The following is a 15845-nucleotide window of genomic DNA, read 5'->3' on the forward strand; positions in this document are numbered from 1 at the left end:
AAACAAGTGTCATAATCAATCTTAAAAACCTCTCCCCTAAAACCATTACTAACTTATCAAAAATATTTACAGTTAAAAAGCTTCTTTAGTTCCTATTATTAACTTATTTTTCGAATTGAATTAGGAATATTTTTCTTATTTTTCTTACGTAAAATACTAATATAAAAACCAAGAAAACCACCAATAATAGCTGGTAATATCCAACCTAAACCTAAACTATACAACGGAAGATACTTAGAGAAGAAATGATGAATTACTTCAATCTGTATTCCAGCTGCGTTTAACCCATCAAATAGGCTCACAATAAAAGTTAAGATTAAACTACCTTGATACACTTCTGATCTACCTTTAAATGCATAGTGTAAGAATGTTAAGAAAATTAAGGATATAGCAATAGGATATAATGTCATTAATACAGGAATTGAAACTTTAATTAATTGGGTTAATCCTATATTTGCTATAAGAGTACTAAATACAGTCATAATGATGGCAATTTTCTTATAGGAAATGTTTGGAAACAAGTCATGGAAAAAAGTAGAACAAGCTGTAATTAGTCCAACACTCGTAGTTAAGCATGCCACTGTAATCATTAAACCTAAAAAAATTGCTCCATAAGAACCAAAATAATACTCTGATACTTTCGCTAAAACTTCAGCTCCATTATCTAATCGACCAAGTTGCTCAACACTTGAAGCCCCCATATAAGCAAGAGCAGAATAGATAATTGCTAAAAGTGTAGCAGCTATAGCTGTTGACTTTCCACAAACGATCATTAGCTGTTTTTTAGTTGTAACTCCTTTTCCTTTAATTGCGTTTACAATAATAATTCCAAAAACAAACGCTACAAGAGCATCCATTGTTAAATAACCTTCTTGAAAACCTTTAAAAAATACATTTGTTGAGTATCCTTTAAATGGCTCTTGAAATTTTCCAATTGGACGAATAATAGCGATTACAACAAGCAATCCGATAAACGTTAATTTAATAGGAGTTAGAAATTTTCCAACTACATCAATAATCTTTGTAGGATTAAGTGATAACAAGCATGTAACTGTGAAAAATAAGATTGTAAATATGATTAAAGCACCAGGATTTGCATCATTCGACAAAAAGGGTTTAACGCCAATTTCAAACGATACATTCCCTGATCTAGGGATCGCAAAAAATGGACCAATTGCTAGATAGAGAACCGTAGTAAACACAATACCAAACAACGGATGTACACGTCTAGCTAAAGATTGTAAATTTTTTTCACCTGAAAAAACAAAAGCTGTAACACCTAATAATGGTAGTCCAACTCCAGTAACTAAAAAACCGGCATTGGCAATCCATAAGTTTTTTCCGGCTAACTGTCCAAGTATGGGTGGAAAAATTAGATTTCCTGCTCCAAAAAACAGTGCAAATAACATAAAACCTAAAATGATGATAAAAGTATTAGGTACTCTTGGTGACATAAACAACAACTCCGATTAATAATTTGTATTAAAGTTTCCCAATTGGACTAATTTTCAGACCAAACAATCTTACCTCAGATTTCTATCAAATTCAATAAAATTTCAATAAAATTATTCTATATTAAGATATTGTTTCTTCGTCTGATACTATTTTGACACAAAATATTCAAAACTATTGATCCTATTCAGTCGTTTCACTATTAGATTGTTGCTTGCAGAGCATTTATGCTTGGTTTAAAAGTAAAAATTAATCATAAAAAAAGAGCCTCAATTGATAAACTGAGGTGCTTTTTAATTGTTCTATTTATACAATTGCATAATTATTTAAAAGTTTAATCATATGGACCTTATTGAACTTTTGCTTTGTTTTTTTATATATAATTGGTTCATGCTGCGCGAAATTTGCTAAAACCATAGTAAGAGCAGTACCTATTACATGAAGGATTATTACTAAAAATAAATAATACATTAAATATGATGCTAAAAATAACACTACTAACCATTCGAACCACATAGAAAATGCGTGATTGCTTGTATAAATATAATCATATGAACTAGCCTAAAACCTATAAAAAGGGGTCCTAGAAGGGCTAGAATAACACTGTAATAAAATAAAGAGGCAGTATACCACTATTATAATACTTAAGAAGCTTCTACGTATTATAACGAGGATACTGCCCTTTATAATTAATTAACTAACCGTATGAGAAAAGAAAATATCTCACTTGGTTCTTTATACGAATAAACTTAGTAAAAGAATAAATACCAATCCGCAAACGGAAATAATTGTTTCTAGTAATGTCCAAGTTAAGAAAGTTTCTTTCATCGATAACCCAAAATATTCTTTAAACATCCAGAAACCTGCATCATTAACGTGTGAAGCGATTAAGCTACCAGCTCCAGTTGCTAAAACGACTAAAGCTAAGTTAACGTCAGATTGACCTAACATTGGTATGACTAAACCAGATGTAGTTAATGCTGCAACAGTAGCAGAACCTAGTGAAATACGTAGGATTGCTGCAATAATCCATGCAAGTAAAATGGGTGAGATTGAAGTTCCTTTGAATAACTCAGCTACATAATCACCAACACCGCCATCAATTAACACTTGTTTAAAGGCTCCGCCGCCTCCGATGATTAAGAGCATCATCCCAATATGTGTAATTGCAGTTGTACAAGAGTTCATAATTTCTTTAATAGGAATTTTTCTAGCTAATCCCATTGTATAGATTGCCACTAAAAGTGATATCACCATAGCTGTACCTGCATTACCAATAAAGCGGATCGCTACTAGTAGGCCATTATCATCAAATCCAATTGTTTTTTGAAGTAAATTAACAATTGTTGCAAATGACATTAAAATAACAGGAAGTAAAGCCGTAAAAACACTAATTCCAAAACCAGGAGTTTCTTCAAGTTTAAATGTTTTTTGTTCACCTAAAGATGCAATATTACCTGTTTTAGTGAAAGATTCAGGTACTAACTTTTTAGCAAGCTTTGTAAACAAAGGACCTGCGATAAAAACAGTAGGTAATGCAATAATGAATCCGTACAGTAATACTTCACCTAAATTTGCATGATATTCACCAGCGATTACTGTTGGACCTGGATGTGGCGGTAAGAAACCATGTGTGACAGATAAAGCAGCCGCCATTGGAATACCTAAATATAAAATAGAAACTTTTAATTGTCTTGATATAGCAAATACAATCGGAATCAATAATACTAATCCTACTTCGAAAAATAGAGCGACACCAATAATGAATGAAGCAACAACAACTGCCCATTGGATGTTCTTTTCACCGAATTTATTAACAAGTGTCATCGCAATTCGTTGCGCGCCACCAGAATCAGCGATCAACTTACCAAGCATTGCACCAAGTCCAAATATTAGTGCTAAATGGCCAAGTGTTCCGCCTAATCCTGCTTCAATGGTTGTGCCAATATTATCTGGTTTTATTCCAAGTGCTAAAGCAACTCCAAATGAAACAATAATTAATGAAAGAAATGTATTTAATTTTAACTTCATGATTAAAACTAGTAATGCAATTATTCCGATAGCTACTATAACTAGTGGCATGGAAATTCCCCCTAAAATTTATTTGTTTTTATTTATTAATCCTCTTTGATAATTAGCAATGCTCTTATAATCTTTTTCTAATACTCTCGATAAGCTAATGAAAATAGGCAATAATTCACGATATTCTTTTACTGCTTCTTCATTCGGAGTATGTTTGTGAGTATTACCAACCATTTCAGATACTACATCAAAGGATTCTATTTTTCCTGTTGCATATAGACCTAAAATACAAGCACCAAGACAAGAACTTTCATAGCTTTCTGGTACAACTACATCTAAATCAAAAATATCGGACATCATCTGACGCCATACATTAGATCTTGCGAACCCACCAGTTGCTTGAATGTTAGTTACTGGTCCATCCATACATTCCAATAAAGCTAAAAATACAGTGTATAAGTTGTATATAACACCCTCAAGTGCAGAGCGAATCATATGCTCCTTCTTGTGTGCCATCGTTAAGCCGAAAAAGGATCCTCGAACATCTGGGTTCCATAAAGGTGCACGTTCACCAGCTAAATAAGGATGGAATAATAAGCCATCTGCTCCTGGTTTTACATTTTCAGCAATCCTTGTTAGTACTTCATATGGATCAATGCCTAATCTTTTTGCAGTTTCAACTTCCGAAGCCGCAAATTCATCACGAATCCATCTAAAAATCATTCCGCCATTGTTTACTGGTCCACCGATGACCCAATGTTTTTCTGTTAGTGCATAGCAAAATATTCGTCCTTTTTCATCAGTTTGTGGTTTGTCAATAATCGTTCGAATTGCACCACTTGTCCCGATTGTGACTGCAATTTCTCCTTTTCGAATCGCATTCACTCCAAGATTAGAAAGTACGCCATCGCTTGCACCAATTACAAAAGGAGTTTGTGGATCAATTCCTATTTGTCTAGCTAATTCAAAATTACAATTTGTAAAAATCTCAGTAGTAGGTACTAATCTTGATAGTTGTTCTGGTGTAATCCCTGCAATTTGTAATGCTTCTTCATCCCAATCTAATGTTTTAAGATTCATCATACCCATGGCTGAAGCAAGTGAATGATCGACAACATATTCATCGAAGAATTTTTTAAATATATATTCTTTAATCCCAATATATTTTTTCGCCTTCTGAGCGATTTCAGGTCGTTCATTTACAATCCAAGTTATCTTGCTTAAAGGCGACATTGGATGAATAGGAGTTCCTGTACGTTTGTATACTTCATGACCATTTAATTCATCTTTTATTTTATGAGTCCAAGACTCACTTCGATTATCTGCCCATGTAATACAAGGCGTTAATGGTCGATCATTTTCATCCATGGCAATGAGACTATGCATGGCACTACTAAAAGAAATAAATAATATATTTTTTTGAGCATGTTGTTTCATTATTTTAGAAATTGCTTGTACTAAAGCTGCAAAGATCTCTTCTGGGTCTTGTTCAGCTGTTGAAATATCAGGTGTATAGAGAGGGTATCCGATATTCTCTTGTTGAATGACTTCACCTGCTTCAGTAAATAAAACGGCTTTTGTACTTGTAGTACCGATGTCTAACCCTAACATGTAATTTGTCATTTTTCTTGTTCTACTCCTTTTGAAAACATTTGTTGTGATCTCCATAGATCTTCTACTTTTCCTTGAACATCGTCAAAGTTTTGATGTAAAGATTGAATCATAAGTTCTCTATTCTTCGTACTAATTGCATCAATATATAATTGATGATTATCGACTATTCGTTGAAAGTCTTCGTATTTTTCCTTAAATCGTACTCGCATCGATAAAAGGATAAACGCTTCCATGACTGGTTTTGCATTATTCCAGATCATTAAAATGTATGAATGATCAATGGCACGAATAATTGTTTCATGGAATAAAACATCTTGAAATGAAAACTCATCGGCATCTTGATATTTAATAGCAACTTTCATCATTTCAAGAATTTTACTAAGTTCCATCACCAAATCTTTCGTGTTTAATTTAACTAATCGTTCAAATACAAATGTTTCGATTAGTAATCGCACATCATATATTTCTTCTATTTCTTTATCAGTTAATCCAATAACAACTGCACCCATTCTTTCTAAACAAATCAGATTTTCAGATGCAAGCGTTTTTAATGCTTCTCTAATAGGAGAACGACTTACATTAAAATCGGCAGCCAATTTATTTTCTGATAACTTGGTACCGCTTTCAATTAAACCAGAAATTATTTTCATCCTTAATTCATATGTTACACGATCACCAGCTGAAGCTTTTGATAACCATTTTTCTGGATAAAGATTTTGCTTTAATTCTGACATAGGTTCACCTTCGTTTCATACGAGTATACTTGTATACAAGTATTATAGAACATAATAAAAAAAATGCAAGCGCTTTTACTTCAATTTACGCTACTCTGAAATCGACGTTTTAATATCATTAAAAATGCTTACTAGGAATTTTGTATAAAACGTCGACGAACCAATTAAGTATTCCTAGTCATTAATTGGGGCTAAATACATTATAGGATTCCTATAATTTCAATATTTTAGTTAGAAAAAAAAAACGAAATTAAAATCTTCATGTTCTTTTTAGTAAACAGACTTTGTTACCTAAATTACATCATATTCTTACATAATTAATACCAAAAATTACCACTTATCTTAGATTAAGTAATTGGTCACTTTCTTCATATAAAATAACACTCACTAGTAGAATGCCTCTTTTTAATCTAAAACAATACACATCAACTCCTTATCTAAATTCGGCTTGTTTGTTAGTGATTAGTGCAGGGAGTTATTTACTAGCGCATAAAGTATTAAAAAAAGCTCAAGTTCCAAACTTACTTAAATAGTTTTAAGTAATCGTTCTTCAGAATAGAATGAATTTAAAGATGAGCTTACTATTTTTCTTTTTAAAGAAACTAACTGATAGAAGGAGATATGAACTATGAGTCATTTCTTATTAAGTAGACTAGGCAACTGGAAAATTCAAATTCACTGCCACGCTGGAATTAGGACTGTTGGAAATGATCGAGAAGTACTATTGCTAGATGAAGAACATGAAAAAATTGCACATTTTTCAATTGATTCTAAAGGAGCCTTTTTAATACTTCAAATCCCTTGGGGTGGTTATGTAAAAATTAAGGAGGGTTACCAAACAATCGTTGTACATATTCCGTATGAAGAAGATATAGAGGAATAGTTGAATGTATTATTGGCTTTATAAATAATCGCATATATTAAAATTAAAGGCTCTTTTCGTAAACTTTGTTGCTTTTAGATATTAAGGATTAACTGTGTTTTAAAATCTTATTGGAATATTCTACCTTTACGCTTTGTTGTGTTAAAATAGGAATATATGTTCTGTTATTAAATGTGGGATAACTTTAAGATGTTAAAGAATAAAGAAGATGTAATAAAGCTAATCCAAAGCGATGAAAAAATGATGAAGATTATAAAGGTTGCGAGTACATTAAATTTGCCTGATTGGTGGATATGTGCAGGATTTGTACGTTCAAAAATCTGGGACACATTGCACGGGTTTAATGAAAGAACTGACACCCCAGATGTAGATGTTATTTATTTTGATAACGAAAACATTGATGAGAATTTTGAAAAGGAATTAGAGAATAAGTTGAAAAGCATAATGCCTAATATACCTTGGTCTGTTAAAAATGAAGCAAGGATGCACGTCATTAATAATCTTCCTCCTTATACATCATCGGAGGATGCTATTTCAAAGTTTCCAGAAACTGCAACTGCTCTCGGAGTAAAGCTAGACAAGGTTAATAAACTGATTCTTACTTCTCCTTGTGGAATAGATGATGTCATTAATTTAGAACTGAAACCGACTCCCCATTTTATCGAAACAGAAGAACTTGCTGCAATTTACGAGGAGCGAATTATAAAAAAGAATTGGAAGGCTATTTGGCATAAAATTAAAATCCAGCACATATAAAAAAACTGATTAAGAAATAAGTCGTTTCATTTTATGAAATGGCTTTTTATACCTCACGCAGAAAATTTACTCTGATGGTGTTTGAGTTCCGACAAGCACTGAGCAACATTTGATTTATCCGTTCTTTCTCTTCAATTTTCTTGTTTTGTTGAAGATAGCTAAACCAATAAAGGTAATTGTCCAGATATTTAGTCGCCACCCCTTGAAACCTATCCATCCAATCCTTTAACCGTTTGTGATAGTTGTTTACGTTATTCAGGTAGTAGATGCCTTTTTTTACATATCCTTCTTTACTAAGATTAATAGGCTCGTGTTTCAATGCCTTTATCAGAGGAATTTCTTATAGTTTGTAGCCGTATCTATGGTCAAAATAGCAACAATCTTCGCGAAAAAAGCCAAATGAAAAAAGAGCGTGTAATCTAGCACGCTCTTTTTTATTATTTACGCAGTGTTAAAAATTCTAATTGTCTTAATCTTACTTTGAAGAATGTAATCGGATCGAAGTAAATACTTGGATTTGATTTCATATCTTCTAAAGTTTGGATATAGTTAGAAATTGCTAATCTTGTTTCATCAACTAGTTCGTGAATTTGCTCAAATGGAGCATGTAAGAACATTGATAGATCTCTTGGTAAAGTTTTTTCAAACATTTCAAATTGTAGGAAAAACTTCGTTGATAATTCTGATGTTACACCATCATAGTCGACATTATCAACATACTTTTGATATTGAGCAACAAGCTTTGCTTTATTTTGTGGCAGTAAGCCTAATAAGATTCCAGAGCTTTTTAAGATAAATTGAGATGGAGATGAATGTAATAAAATATTCATATCATCTAACTGAGTCATACTAGTCATTCGATCAGCATCACGGCGCCAGTCATCTAATACTTTAAAATCACACTCAAATTTTAAATATTCATTTCCAATGTACTCATTTAATGAATCACTCATTTCAGTTAAGTAGCTTTGAGTACCTTCTAATAATACACCTGATTCTTTAATCCAGTTTTGAAGAGCTTCATTCAGTTTTGGTAAAGTATTCTCTCGAACATATTCACCAATTCGAAGATTCATCTCTTCGTTAAGCGTTTCAAGAATTGTACCGAAATCACTATCTTCTTTGATTAACTCTTTACATTCTTTAAGTAGACCAGGAATACTCAGCTTTAAGTCATATTTTAATTCGTCTTTTAATTCACGATAAGAGTTTTTAATTGTATTTAAATGATCCATTTCTTTATCTTTTAATGAATGTAATAGACCATTTAATTTATCATCCAGAACTTCATTCCATTTTACATTAGCAAGTAGTTCTTCTTCCTTCTCAACTCGTTTTTCTAATAGGAAATTAATTAATTTGCGAATCGCTAATAATAATTTCTCAGTTCGTTTAGAATTTGCTTCAGTAGATAGTACATTATTTTCAATAAATAATTCTAAATCTTTAAATTGATCCTGATTACTATAAATTGAAGAATAAGGTAATACTTTAGCACTTGGGAAATCTAGATTAATTTTCGCTTGGATTTCAGCACGAACTCGATCAATTTCTTCTTTACTATAAATAGAATCCATCTTATTTAAAATAAAGTGAATTGGTAGAGTTGGTAATTCTTTATGAATTTTCACTAGTAAAGATCTTTCGTTTGCTGTATAAGGTGCAGTAGCATTTAAAACAAAAACAAGACGATCTGCAAGTTTTACAGATTGGAATAATGCTTTAGTATTAACCTGGTTCCCATCAATTCCAGGTGTGTCTATGATTGATAGGCGATGCTTTTCTAAAAATGAATTTGGTAATTTATAGTATACTAATTCATCACCTTTTAACAGATTATTTTCAACTGTTGTTAAATCGTAAAAATCAGCAAATTCAGCAAGTTGTGTATTTCCTTCCTTCGAAAATACGATAATATTTGAATCATTATCTTGTTCAAATAATACTGGAATTGTCGTAGAAGAACCCATCATTTTCTCACCTAAAAGCGAGTTAACAAATGAAGATTTACCGTTACCAGTTGTACCAGCAACAAGCATTGTTGTATTTTCAAATTGAGTTAATTTGTTTGTCCACCACTCAAAACGATCACCAACTTCAATTTCATTTAAAGCAGACCATTGTAGAATGTTTTCAAATAATTCTTTGCCGATTTCAAAGCAATCAGGCGTTTTTACTAATTGTTCAAATGCCTTTTCTGCGTCAGCAATAATTTGATAGTCGATACTACCTGGGAATAAACGATCCCATGCAAGTGTCGCAGTCGTTGCTAAAATCGCACCTTTAATATCAGTAATACGTAACCAGTTTGTTAAGAAGCTTGGCATCATTTCCTCAAGCTGAGCAACAAAATATTGCCCTTCAACTAATTCCTCATAAGTCATTGAATAGATTGATGGCAATCGATTCCACTTTACACCTGTCTCAACATTGATTTGGAATAACATATCATTGAATGTTTGTAACCAACTTATATAAACTGATTGGTCTCTGTAACTATTCCAAAGTGCTTCTACCATTAATTCAAAGTGCTCAAGATCGACTCTAGCTAATGATAGTAACGGTTGCACAAAATAGCTCGGTGCCATCTCTTTTGTTACACCATTTATAATGTATTCTCTTAATACAATAAACCATTTTAAATCTTCTGTTCGAATTGATTCTTCTGAAGCAAGAGCTACAGCGCTAGTCCAATCATGGTGTTTTTCATAAAAATTACGTGCAATTCTTGTTACGTTTGGATAATCAGGATTATATTTTACTGCTTCTTTAATAATACGATCTGCTTCCTCGTATTTCGAAACATCGATATAAAGAGAGAATAACTTTAAGAATATTTCAGATGTTAACGTACTACTATCTGTTTTCACTTCTTTATATAGCTTTTCTGCCGTTTCAAATGCACCAATTTCATAATAAGAATCAGCAATATTTTTCTTTGCCCAATCGCTTAATTGGTTTGCGACTTTTTCCCATTTAAAAACTGCAGATTCATAATCTTTATTTTCAAAATAAACTTCACCTTGTGCAAATCGGATAGATGAAAGATCCATATCTTCATTTTGTTCATTGTAAAGATCAGCTAAAACTGCAATAGGATGGCTATTGTTTTCATTTTCATTTAAATACGATTTATAAAATTGTTTTTTAATAAATTGTTCTTTCACTTTTACTTTAACTTCCACTGTCATGTTATCACCCACTATGTATAATAAAATCAATCTAATCAAGTTCAAAAAATATACCAAAAAGAATATGTTAAATTTATGCAGCATTATTATTCTACCAAATAAGAGCAACCGAAATTATGACAATTCTATGTCATTTTCATAAGATTTTTGTTATATTTGTTACGATACACACAAAACATAGGTAAAAGAATAATTATTTGGAGGCATTATGCTAACTTACGAAGAGAAACTTGCAATCATTGAATCATTTCCAGAATTAACAAAAAAGCCAGTCTCACTTGGGCGTACTAATTTTCAATATGAAGAAAGTTTAAAAGAGAAAAAGAATGTTGTTTATCACCTACATCCTAATGGGAATGGCTTTGTATATGCTGAAGGGATTAAGGGGTACAAAACAAACGAAAAAGGTATGGTAAATATAAGAGAATTTACTGAAGACGAACTTCGTACAGTACTTACTAAATCAATTGAAAGTTTATCAACTGAACCAATTTATGAAGAAGATGAAGAAGTAGAAGAAATCTGGGTTAATGCGAACGGACAAACTCTTAAGCTTGTTTCAGAAATGGATATGTGGAATGTTTATGCAGGAGAAAATCTTGATGGGACATTCAATAGCTATGGAGAAGCTTGTGAATATTTAGATGAAGAAGGATTTACTGTTCGAGATTAAATAAAGATATAGAGGCTGACTAAAAAGCCCTGTTTGATAAAAAAACGTCAAATTAAAAAAGCAAGAATAATGTTAAATCAACATTCTTGCTTTTTGTTTTTTAAAGCTCAGGGCTGAAATCTACCGGACAGTCTCTTTTAATTTAATGCAATTCAGTTTTTGATTTACTGCCTTTTTTTGAACGATAAACATTTCCTTTTGTATTGTCACCACTAATAGGTGTTTGTCCATGAAGTTCCGGTGCGTTTTGATTTTTACTTCCTTTACTGCCATTTCTACTTGTCATTTTCCATCCTCCTAATTCCATTTATCATAAATAGATTCCCATTTTAAATTAAAGATTATTCAAGGAATTTAAGCACATAATAATAAAAAAGGAGGGATAAACATGGCAAAAGGACATACAAACAAAGGTCCACAGAAAAGTTCTGTCGATGAATTTGGACATTCAGAGGAATCTGCTTATTCGAAGAGTAAAAAAATGGAAGAGTTTCATAAGAAAAATGTAGAAAAAGAAAATTAATAGAAGTTTTAATTCTTTTAAATGTACTTGCTAATTTTCCTTCAACAAGTCATTATAAAAGTATGATTACATTGGAGGAAACTAAATTTATGAGTGAAAAAAACAATGAACCAAAAAAAGTTAGTCTTCAGGAATTAATGAAACAAAAGTTGGCTAGCAAAAAACAGCAAAACGCTAATCATAATACTGGTGTAAATGCTGTTAAAGATATGACGAAAAAGAATCAAATTTCTAAAAAGCCAAACAATCAGCGCAAACGTATGGGTGTGTAATTAGAGAAAACGACTGAGGTAATCAGTCGTTTTTGATTTTGCATTTTTATATATCTTCTAAAAGATTTTGATTGGTATTATTTTCACCAAACGTTAAAACTTCCTCTACAGGCTGATAGGATTCACCGTAAAAATGTGTATCTTTATATGTATGAATCATATTATATGTTTTTTTCATCGCTTTAAAAATCATTTCTTCACTCTCATTATTTGGAGACCAGTACAAAATCTCCATAGGGTTAATTTCTTGAGTAGCTAGAGAGCGTCTATTATATCCAATCGACTGAGCATGCTCAAAACCTTCTCTTTTATAAAATCGAAGTCTTTTTTCTGTATCTGTATCTTCATAATTAACTGGTTCAACCTCTAATATAATTGGCTTGCCCTTCTTCTTTAGCTTATCAAGCAATTTATTCCCAAGACCTTGACCACGGGCATCTTTTGAAACGAACAAGTAATCGATAAAGACAAAATCGTCCAGTTCGGCATACATTAACACATGATGCGGACCTTCATCTTTATGATAAATATCTGACCGCTCTTTCAATAAAGTCTCCATATGTTCCCTTGATTTCATTTCTTCAACTGGAAAATACTGATTCAGTTTTTCATACCAATGCATAGATATTCTCCTTTTCTTACATGCAGTTTATAGCATTCAATAGTCAAGTCATTATGTTTATGACTATTCACTAGCTGCCCTACTTTTTCATATTAAAGTCCTTTCAAATGAAGTATTTGAAGTATTAATACTTTTCATGCAAGAAAAAAAGTTCCTTAATATGAATTGCACATTATTTGTTTATAGAAACCCAATCTTCCGCTAACATACCATAAACAATATGGTCTACATAATGATCATACAACCATTCAGCTTTCCTGATACAACCTTCTTGAACGAATCCTAATCTCTCAGGTATAGCACGGCTTTTTGAATTTTCAACAGCTGCACGAATCTCAACCCGATTTAGCGATAATTCTGTTAATGCATAATGAACAAATGCATGACAAGCTTTTGACATTATGCCCGATCCTTCAAACCCCTTTCCTAACCAATAACCGATACTTGTCGACCTATTTGACCAATCGATTTTATGGAATCCAATTACGCCAACAAGTTTTGCATTTGACCATATACCAACTTGAAATCCATTATTTTCAGCAAATTGTTTCATAGTAGATTTAATAAACTTCTCTGTATCCTCAATTTTTTTATTATGTACAATTAATGGTAACCATTCTTTCAAATGTTCCATTGAATTAATTGTTAATTTATATAATTCTTCTGCATCCTGTAGAGTTAATAACTTTAAATGCAAGTTTTCTTCAATTTTATAACTAAACATGATTTCTCCTTTAAAATTTAGTTTTATTAAACTGATTTGACGATTTCTTTACCGAAATATCCAAATTCTAATTCTATTTGTTGAATATTAATTTCAACATCCGAGTGTTTTTATACAAAAAGACAGCTTTAAGCTGCCTTTATCGGTTATATCAACGATGTGATGGCCACGATCCTTGCATTTTTCTAATTTGAATAATTTGTCCGGTATGGTAAGCATCATGTAGTAATAGATCCATTAGTTTTAATTCAAAAAAAGAATCTCTTTTTAGATCCTCATCAGTCATATTACTCAATAGTTGTCTTAATCTACAACTACTATTATCCAAACGTTCTACTACTTTCTTCCATTCGTTTTCTTCATTCGATTGTTCAGTAAAAGAAAAGGTTTGGTCACCATCTAGATTTTGTGTCCATTCTCTACCTTCTAAATTTGCTACAATTCGTTCTTTATAATATAGAAGATGGTTAACGTTTTCCCAAATTGATTTAGTTGCATCCCCTGATGGTTTCCAACTAGCTTGTCCAGCTGTAATACCTTCAATTGAATCTTTTAGTGGCGCAAACCAACTTTCCTTATCATATGTTTTGTCTAATACGTTTAATAACATTTCTTTTCTATTCAAAAAATCTCCTCCTTCTTTAAACCCTAACAATGTTAGAAATTACTTCTGAAAAGCCTCCTCATAACGATTAAATTGTCATTAAAGGAGGATGAAAATTGAACTAAATCATATCAATTGATCCATTTTGAGGTCACCACTGATTATTTATTCAACAAATGGCTATTTTTTCCTTTTATTTTTTAACTTTCTTATAAACCAAAAAGGAGTCACAAATAGGACTCCTTTAGTAGCATTAATTATGAAGTTACAAAGTGAATAGCAATCGTTAGTAAAATTTATTTTTTACTATTTGAAAAATAAACATCATATCCTCTTCCAATATCCTTTACACTATGGGAATCAGAACCATACATAAACTCTATATTTAATGAATTCGCAATTTCAACGACATGGACTGGTGGATATGATTCACCACAATACTCTTTAAATAATCCTGCAGTATTATAATCTAACATATAATTTTTTTCTTTTACTAGCTTTAATAATTCAACTTGTTTATTTAGGATCGTTTGTGTATCATCACATTTCAAAAACTGTTTAAATTTATTGCATAAGGTCATATGTCCGATTCGTTTTGGTTTAAACGGACCTAAATCATCAATGATTGACTGTTTTACAAGATCATAATAAGCAAGTTGAAACGCTTCTGCACTGCCATAGTAATTTACTAAACCAGATAGCGTATCTTCAGCTTTATAATCTAAACAATGCCAGCCATTTTTTCCTTCTAGATAGTGGACTGACAAAAGTCCCGTGTCGCAATATTTGCCGTATTCTTTTAAAAAATCTTTAAACCAGACTGATTCACTCGGTAAATAATCGTATTCAAAACCAATTTTTATTCGAATTCGATCCTTATACTGATCTCTTACTTTATACATTTCGTTAATATATTCGTCTACTTCTTTTTCAGACATTGCTAGAGAAGCTACTGCCTCATCTGGCTTTAAGCTGTTTTGAAAAGATGATGGTACTGGTGAATGCTCGGTGATATGATATTCCTCAAACCCAAGTTCAATCGCTTTTTCGATCATTAATTGTACGTCATCACCACTTCCATGCGGACAATATTGTGTATGCGTGTGACCATCAATTTTCAAGATTTTACTTTCTCCTTCCTATTAATTAAGCAATTGTTTACCTCTTCAAGTTTTATTCCTTTTTCAACCATTAAAACCAAAGTGTGATAGACTAAATCACTAATTTCATAAATTAATTCTTCAGTTCCTTCATTTTTAGCACCAATAATTACTTCACTTGTCTCTTCCCCTACTTTTTTCAAGATTTTATCAATACCTTGATTAAATAAATAGGTTGTATAAGACCCTTCAATTGGATTCTCTTTTCGATCTCGTATCGTTTCATAAAGATTTGGCAGATGACTTAATGATTTATTTTGAACAATATTTTTTTCTTGTTTTAAAGTCAATTTTTCTGAAAAACAACTATAGCTTCCTGTGTGGCAAGCTACACCGACTTGTTCAACCTGTAGTAAAATTGAATCTTGGTCACAATCATAGGAAATTGATTTAACATATTGCAGATTCCCCGACGTTTCCCCTTTTTTCCAAATTGACTTACGACTTCTACTAAAAAATGTTGCAAATCCAGTTTCGAGTGTGAGTTTAATGGACTCATTATTCATATAGGCTAACATTAATACTTCTTTCGTATCAATATCTTGCACAATTGCTGGTACTAAACCTTGTTCATTAAAGCGAATTTTTTCGATATCAAAAAACATGTTTTCTCCT

At 31.7% G+C, this 15845-nt stretch carries 16 protein-coding genes and 1 pseudogene; 5 read left to right on the forward strand and 12 right to left on the reverse strand.

What is annotated here, in order from left to right; all coding sequences use genetic code 11:
• Positions 1-98 precede the first annotated feature (98 nt).
• From brnQ to CN925_RS18260, 4 genes are all read right to left on the reverse strand, one after another.
• Positions 99-1454, reverse strand: coding sequence for a branched-chain amino acid transport system II carrier protein (gene brnQ / locus CN925_RS18245; protein WP_098848258.1), 1356 nt, complete (start codon positions 1452-1454; stop codon positions 99-101).
• A gap of 733 nt (positions 1455-2187) precedes the next feature.
• Positions 2188-3534, reverse strand: coding sequence for a GntP family permease (locus CN925_RS18250; RefSeq protein ID WP_098848259.1), 1347 nt, complete (start codon positions 3532-3534; stop codon positions 2188-2190).
• Between the two features lie 18 nt (positions 3535-3552).
• The gene (gntK, locus tag CN925_RS18255) at positions 3553-5097 is read right to left on the reverse strand and encodes a gluconokinase (RefSeq protein ID WP_098848260.1); all 1545 of its coding nucleotides are present in this window, start codon (positions 5095-5097) and stop codon (positions 3553-3555) included.
• The gene (locus tag CN925_RS18260) at positions 5094-5822 is read right to left on the reverse strand and encodes a GntR family transcriptional regulator (protein ID WP_098848261.1); all 729 of its coding nucleotides are present in this window, start codon (positions 5820-5822) and stop codon (positions 5094-5096) included. Before CN925_RS18260 ends, gntK begins: the two co-directional genes overlap by 4 nt.
• Before the next feature lie 628 nt (positions 5823-6450).
• On the opposite strand from CN925_RS18260, the gene CN925_RS18265 reads away from it, so the two are divergent.
• Together CN925_RS18265 and CN925_RS18270 are read left to right on the forward strand one after the other, a co-directional pair.
• Positions 6451-6705 (forward strand): hypothetical protein, encoded by a 255-nt coding sequence (locus CN925_RS18265; protein WP_098848262.1) that lies wholly within the window; start codon positions 6451-6453, stop codon positions 6703-6705.
• A 189-nt stretch (positions 6706-6894) separates the two neighbouring features.
• Positions 6895-7461, forward strand: a complete 567-nt coding sequence (locus CN925_RS18270; protein WP_098848263.1) for a nucleotidyltransferase family protein — start codon at positions 6895-6897, stop codon at positions 7459-7461.
• Positions 7462-7507: 46 nt separating this feature from the next.
• Here the strand turns inward: CN925_RS18270 and CN925_RS18275 are convergent.
• Both CN925_RS18275 and CN925_RS18280 read right to left on the reverse strand, forming a co-directional pair.
• Positions 7508-7836, reverse strand: a pseudogene (locus CN925_RS18275) (IS1595 family transposase); the annotation flags it as partial.
• A gap of 62 nt (positions 7837-7898) precedes the next feature.
• Positions 7899-10652 (reverse strand): dynamin family protein, encoded by a 2754-nt coding sequence (locus CN925_RS18280; RefSeq protein WP_180233015.1) that lies wholly within the window; start codon positions 10650-10652, stop codon positions 7899-7901.
• Between the two features lie 208 nt (positions 10653-10860).
• Between CN925_RS18280 and CN925_RS18285 the strand changes: the two genes are divergently transcribed.
• The gene (locus tag CN925_RS18285) at positions 10861-11325 is read left to right on the forward strand and encodes a hypothetical protein (protein WP_098848265.1); all 465 of its coding nucleotides are present in this window, start codon (positions 10861-10863) and stop codon (positions 11323-11325) included.
• 142 nt (positions 11326-11467) lie between these two features.
• On the opposite strand, the gene CN925_RS18290 is transcribed toward CN925_RS18285, so the two are convergent.
• On the reverse strand, positions 11468-11611 hold the full coding sequence (locus CN925_RS18290; RefSeq protein ID WP_098848266.1) for an imidazoleglycerol-phosphate dehydratase: 144 nt from the start codon (positions 11609-11611) through the stop codon (positions 11468-11470).
• Between the two features lie 102 nt (positions 11612-11713).
• Here CN925_RS18290 and CN925_RS21655 point away from each other — a divergent pair, with 102 nt between their 5' ends.
• Entirely contained in the window at positions 11714-11848 is a 135-nt protein-coding gene (locus CN925_RS21655; protein ID WP_286138498.1) for a hypothetical protein, read from the forward strand.
• An 89-nt stretch (positions 11849-11937) separates the two neighbouring features.
• The gene (locus tag CN925_RS18295) at positions 11938-12120 is read left to right on the forward strand and encodes a hypothetical protein (protein WP_098848267.1); all 183 of its coding nucleotides are present in this window, start codon (positions 11938-11940) and stop codon (positions 12118-12120) included.
• A gap of 46 nt (positions 12121-12166) precedes the next feature.
• On the opposite strand, the gene CN925_RS18300 is transcribed toward CN925_RS18295, so the two are convergent.
• From CN925_RS18300 to hisIE, 5 genes are all read right to left on the reverse strand, one after another.
• Positions 12167-12742, reverse strand: a complete 576-nt coding sequence (locus CN925_RS18300) for a GNAT family N-acetyltransferase (RefSeq protein WP_098848268.1) — start codon at positions 12740-12742, stop codon at positions 12167-12169.
• A 172-nt stretch (positions 12743-12914) separates the two neighbouring features.
• The gene (locus CN925_RS18305; protein WP_098848269.1) at positions 12915-13466 is read right to left on the reverse strand and encodes a GNAT family N-acetyltransferase; all 552 of its coding nucleotides are present in this window, start codon (positions 13464-13466) and stop codon (positions 12915-12917) included.
• Between the two features lie 151 nt (positions 13467-13617).
• On the reverse strand, positions 13618-14076 hold the full coding sequence (locus CN925_RS18310) for a DinB family protein (RefSeq protein WP_098848391.1): 459 nt from the start codon (positions 14074-14076) through the stop codon (positions 13618-13620).
• Between the two features lie 290 nt (positions 14077-14366).
• On the reverse strand, positions 14367-15191 hold the full coding sequence (hisJ, locus tag CN925_RS18315; protein WP_098848270.1) for a histidinol-phosphatase HisJ: 825 nt from the start codon (positions 15189-15191) through the stop codon (positions 14367-14369).
• Positions 15188-15835 carry a bifunctional phosphoribosyl-AMP cyclohydrolase/phosphoribosyl-ATP diphosphatase HisIE gene (gene hisIE, locus CN925_RS18320; RefSeq protein ID WP_098848271.1) on the reverse strand — a complete coding sequence of 216 codons (648 nt, stop codon included), beginning with the start codon at positions 15833-15835 and terminating at the stop codon, positions 15188-15190. The genes hisJ and hisIE overlap by 4 nt, the downstream gene beginning before the upstream one ends.
• Positions 15836-15845 lie beyond the last annotated feature (10 nt).

Origin of the sequence: Bacillus sp. AFS055030, from assembly GCF_002574545.1 — a bacterium.
Taxonomy (GTDB): domain Bacteria; phylum Bacillota; class Bacilli; order Bacillales; family Bacillaceae_G; genus Gottfriedia.

What these genes read in the sequence shown, in the direction of transcription:
- brnQ (WP_098848258.1), bottom strand. Translation starts at nt 1,454, where the DNA reads ATGTCACCAAGAGTACCTAATACTTTTATCATCATTTTAGGTTTTATG.
- CN925_RS18250 (WP_098848259.1), bottom strand. Translation starts at nt 3,534, where the DNA reads ATGCCACTAGTTATAGTAGCTATCGGAATAATTGCATTACTAGTTTTA.
- gntK (WP_098848260.1), bottom strand. Translation starts at nt 5,097, where the DNA reads ATGACAAATTACATGTTAGGGTTAGACATCGGTACTACAAGTACAAAA.
- CN925_RS18260 (WP_098848261.1), bottom strand. Translation starts at nt 5,822, where the DNA reads ATGTCAGAATTAAAGCAAAATCTTTATCCAGAAAAATGGTTATCAAAA.
- CN925_RS18265 (WP_098848262.1), top strand. Translation starts at nt 6,451, where the DNA reads ATGAGTCATTTCTTATTAAGTAGACTAGGCAACTGGAAAATTCAAATT.
- CN925_RS18270 (WP_098848263.1), top strand. Translation starts at nt 6,895, where the DNA reads ATGTTAAAGAATAAAGAAGATGTAATAAAGCTAATCCAAAGCGATGAA.
- CN925_RS18280 (WP_180233015.1), bottom strand. Translation starts at nt 10,652, where the DNA reads ATGACAGTGGAAGTTAAAGTAAAAGTGAAAGAACAATTTATTAAAAAA.
- CN925_RS18285 (WP_098848265.1), top strand. Translation starts at nt 10,861, where the DNA reads ATGCTAACTTACGAAGAGAAACTTGCAATCATTGAATCATTTCCAGAA.
- CN925_RS18290 (WP_098848266.1), bottom strand. Translation starts at nt 11,611, where the DNA reads ATGACAAGTAGAAATGGCAGTAAAGGAAGTAAAAATCAAAACGCACCG.
- CN925_RS21655 (WP_286138498.1), top strand. Translation starts at nt 11,714, where the DNA reads ATGGCAAAAGGACATACAAACAAAGGTCCACAGAAAAGTTCTGTCGAT.
- CN925_RS18295 (WP_098848267.1), top strand. Translation starts at nt 11,938, where the DNA reads ATGAGTGAAAAAAACAATGAACCAAAAAAAGTTAGTCTTCAGGAATTA.
- CN925_RS18300 (WP_098848268.1), bottom strand. Translation starts at nt 12,742, where the DNA reads ATGCATTGGTATGAAAAACTGAATCAGTATTTTCCAGTTGAAGAAATG.
- CN925_RS18305 (WP_098848269.1), bottom strand. Translation starts at nt 13,466, where the DNA reads ATGTTTAGTTATAAAATTGAAGAAAACTTGCATTTAAAGTTATTAACT.
- CN925_RS18310 (WP_098848391.1), bottom strand. Translation starts at nt 14,076, where the DNA reads ATGTTATTAAACGTATTAGACAAAACATATGATAAGGAAAGTTGGTTT.
- hisIE (WP_098848271.1), bottom strand. Translation starts at nt 15,835, where the DNA reads ATGTTTTTTGATATCGAAAAAATTCGCTTTAATGAACAAGGTTTAGTA.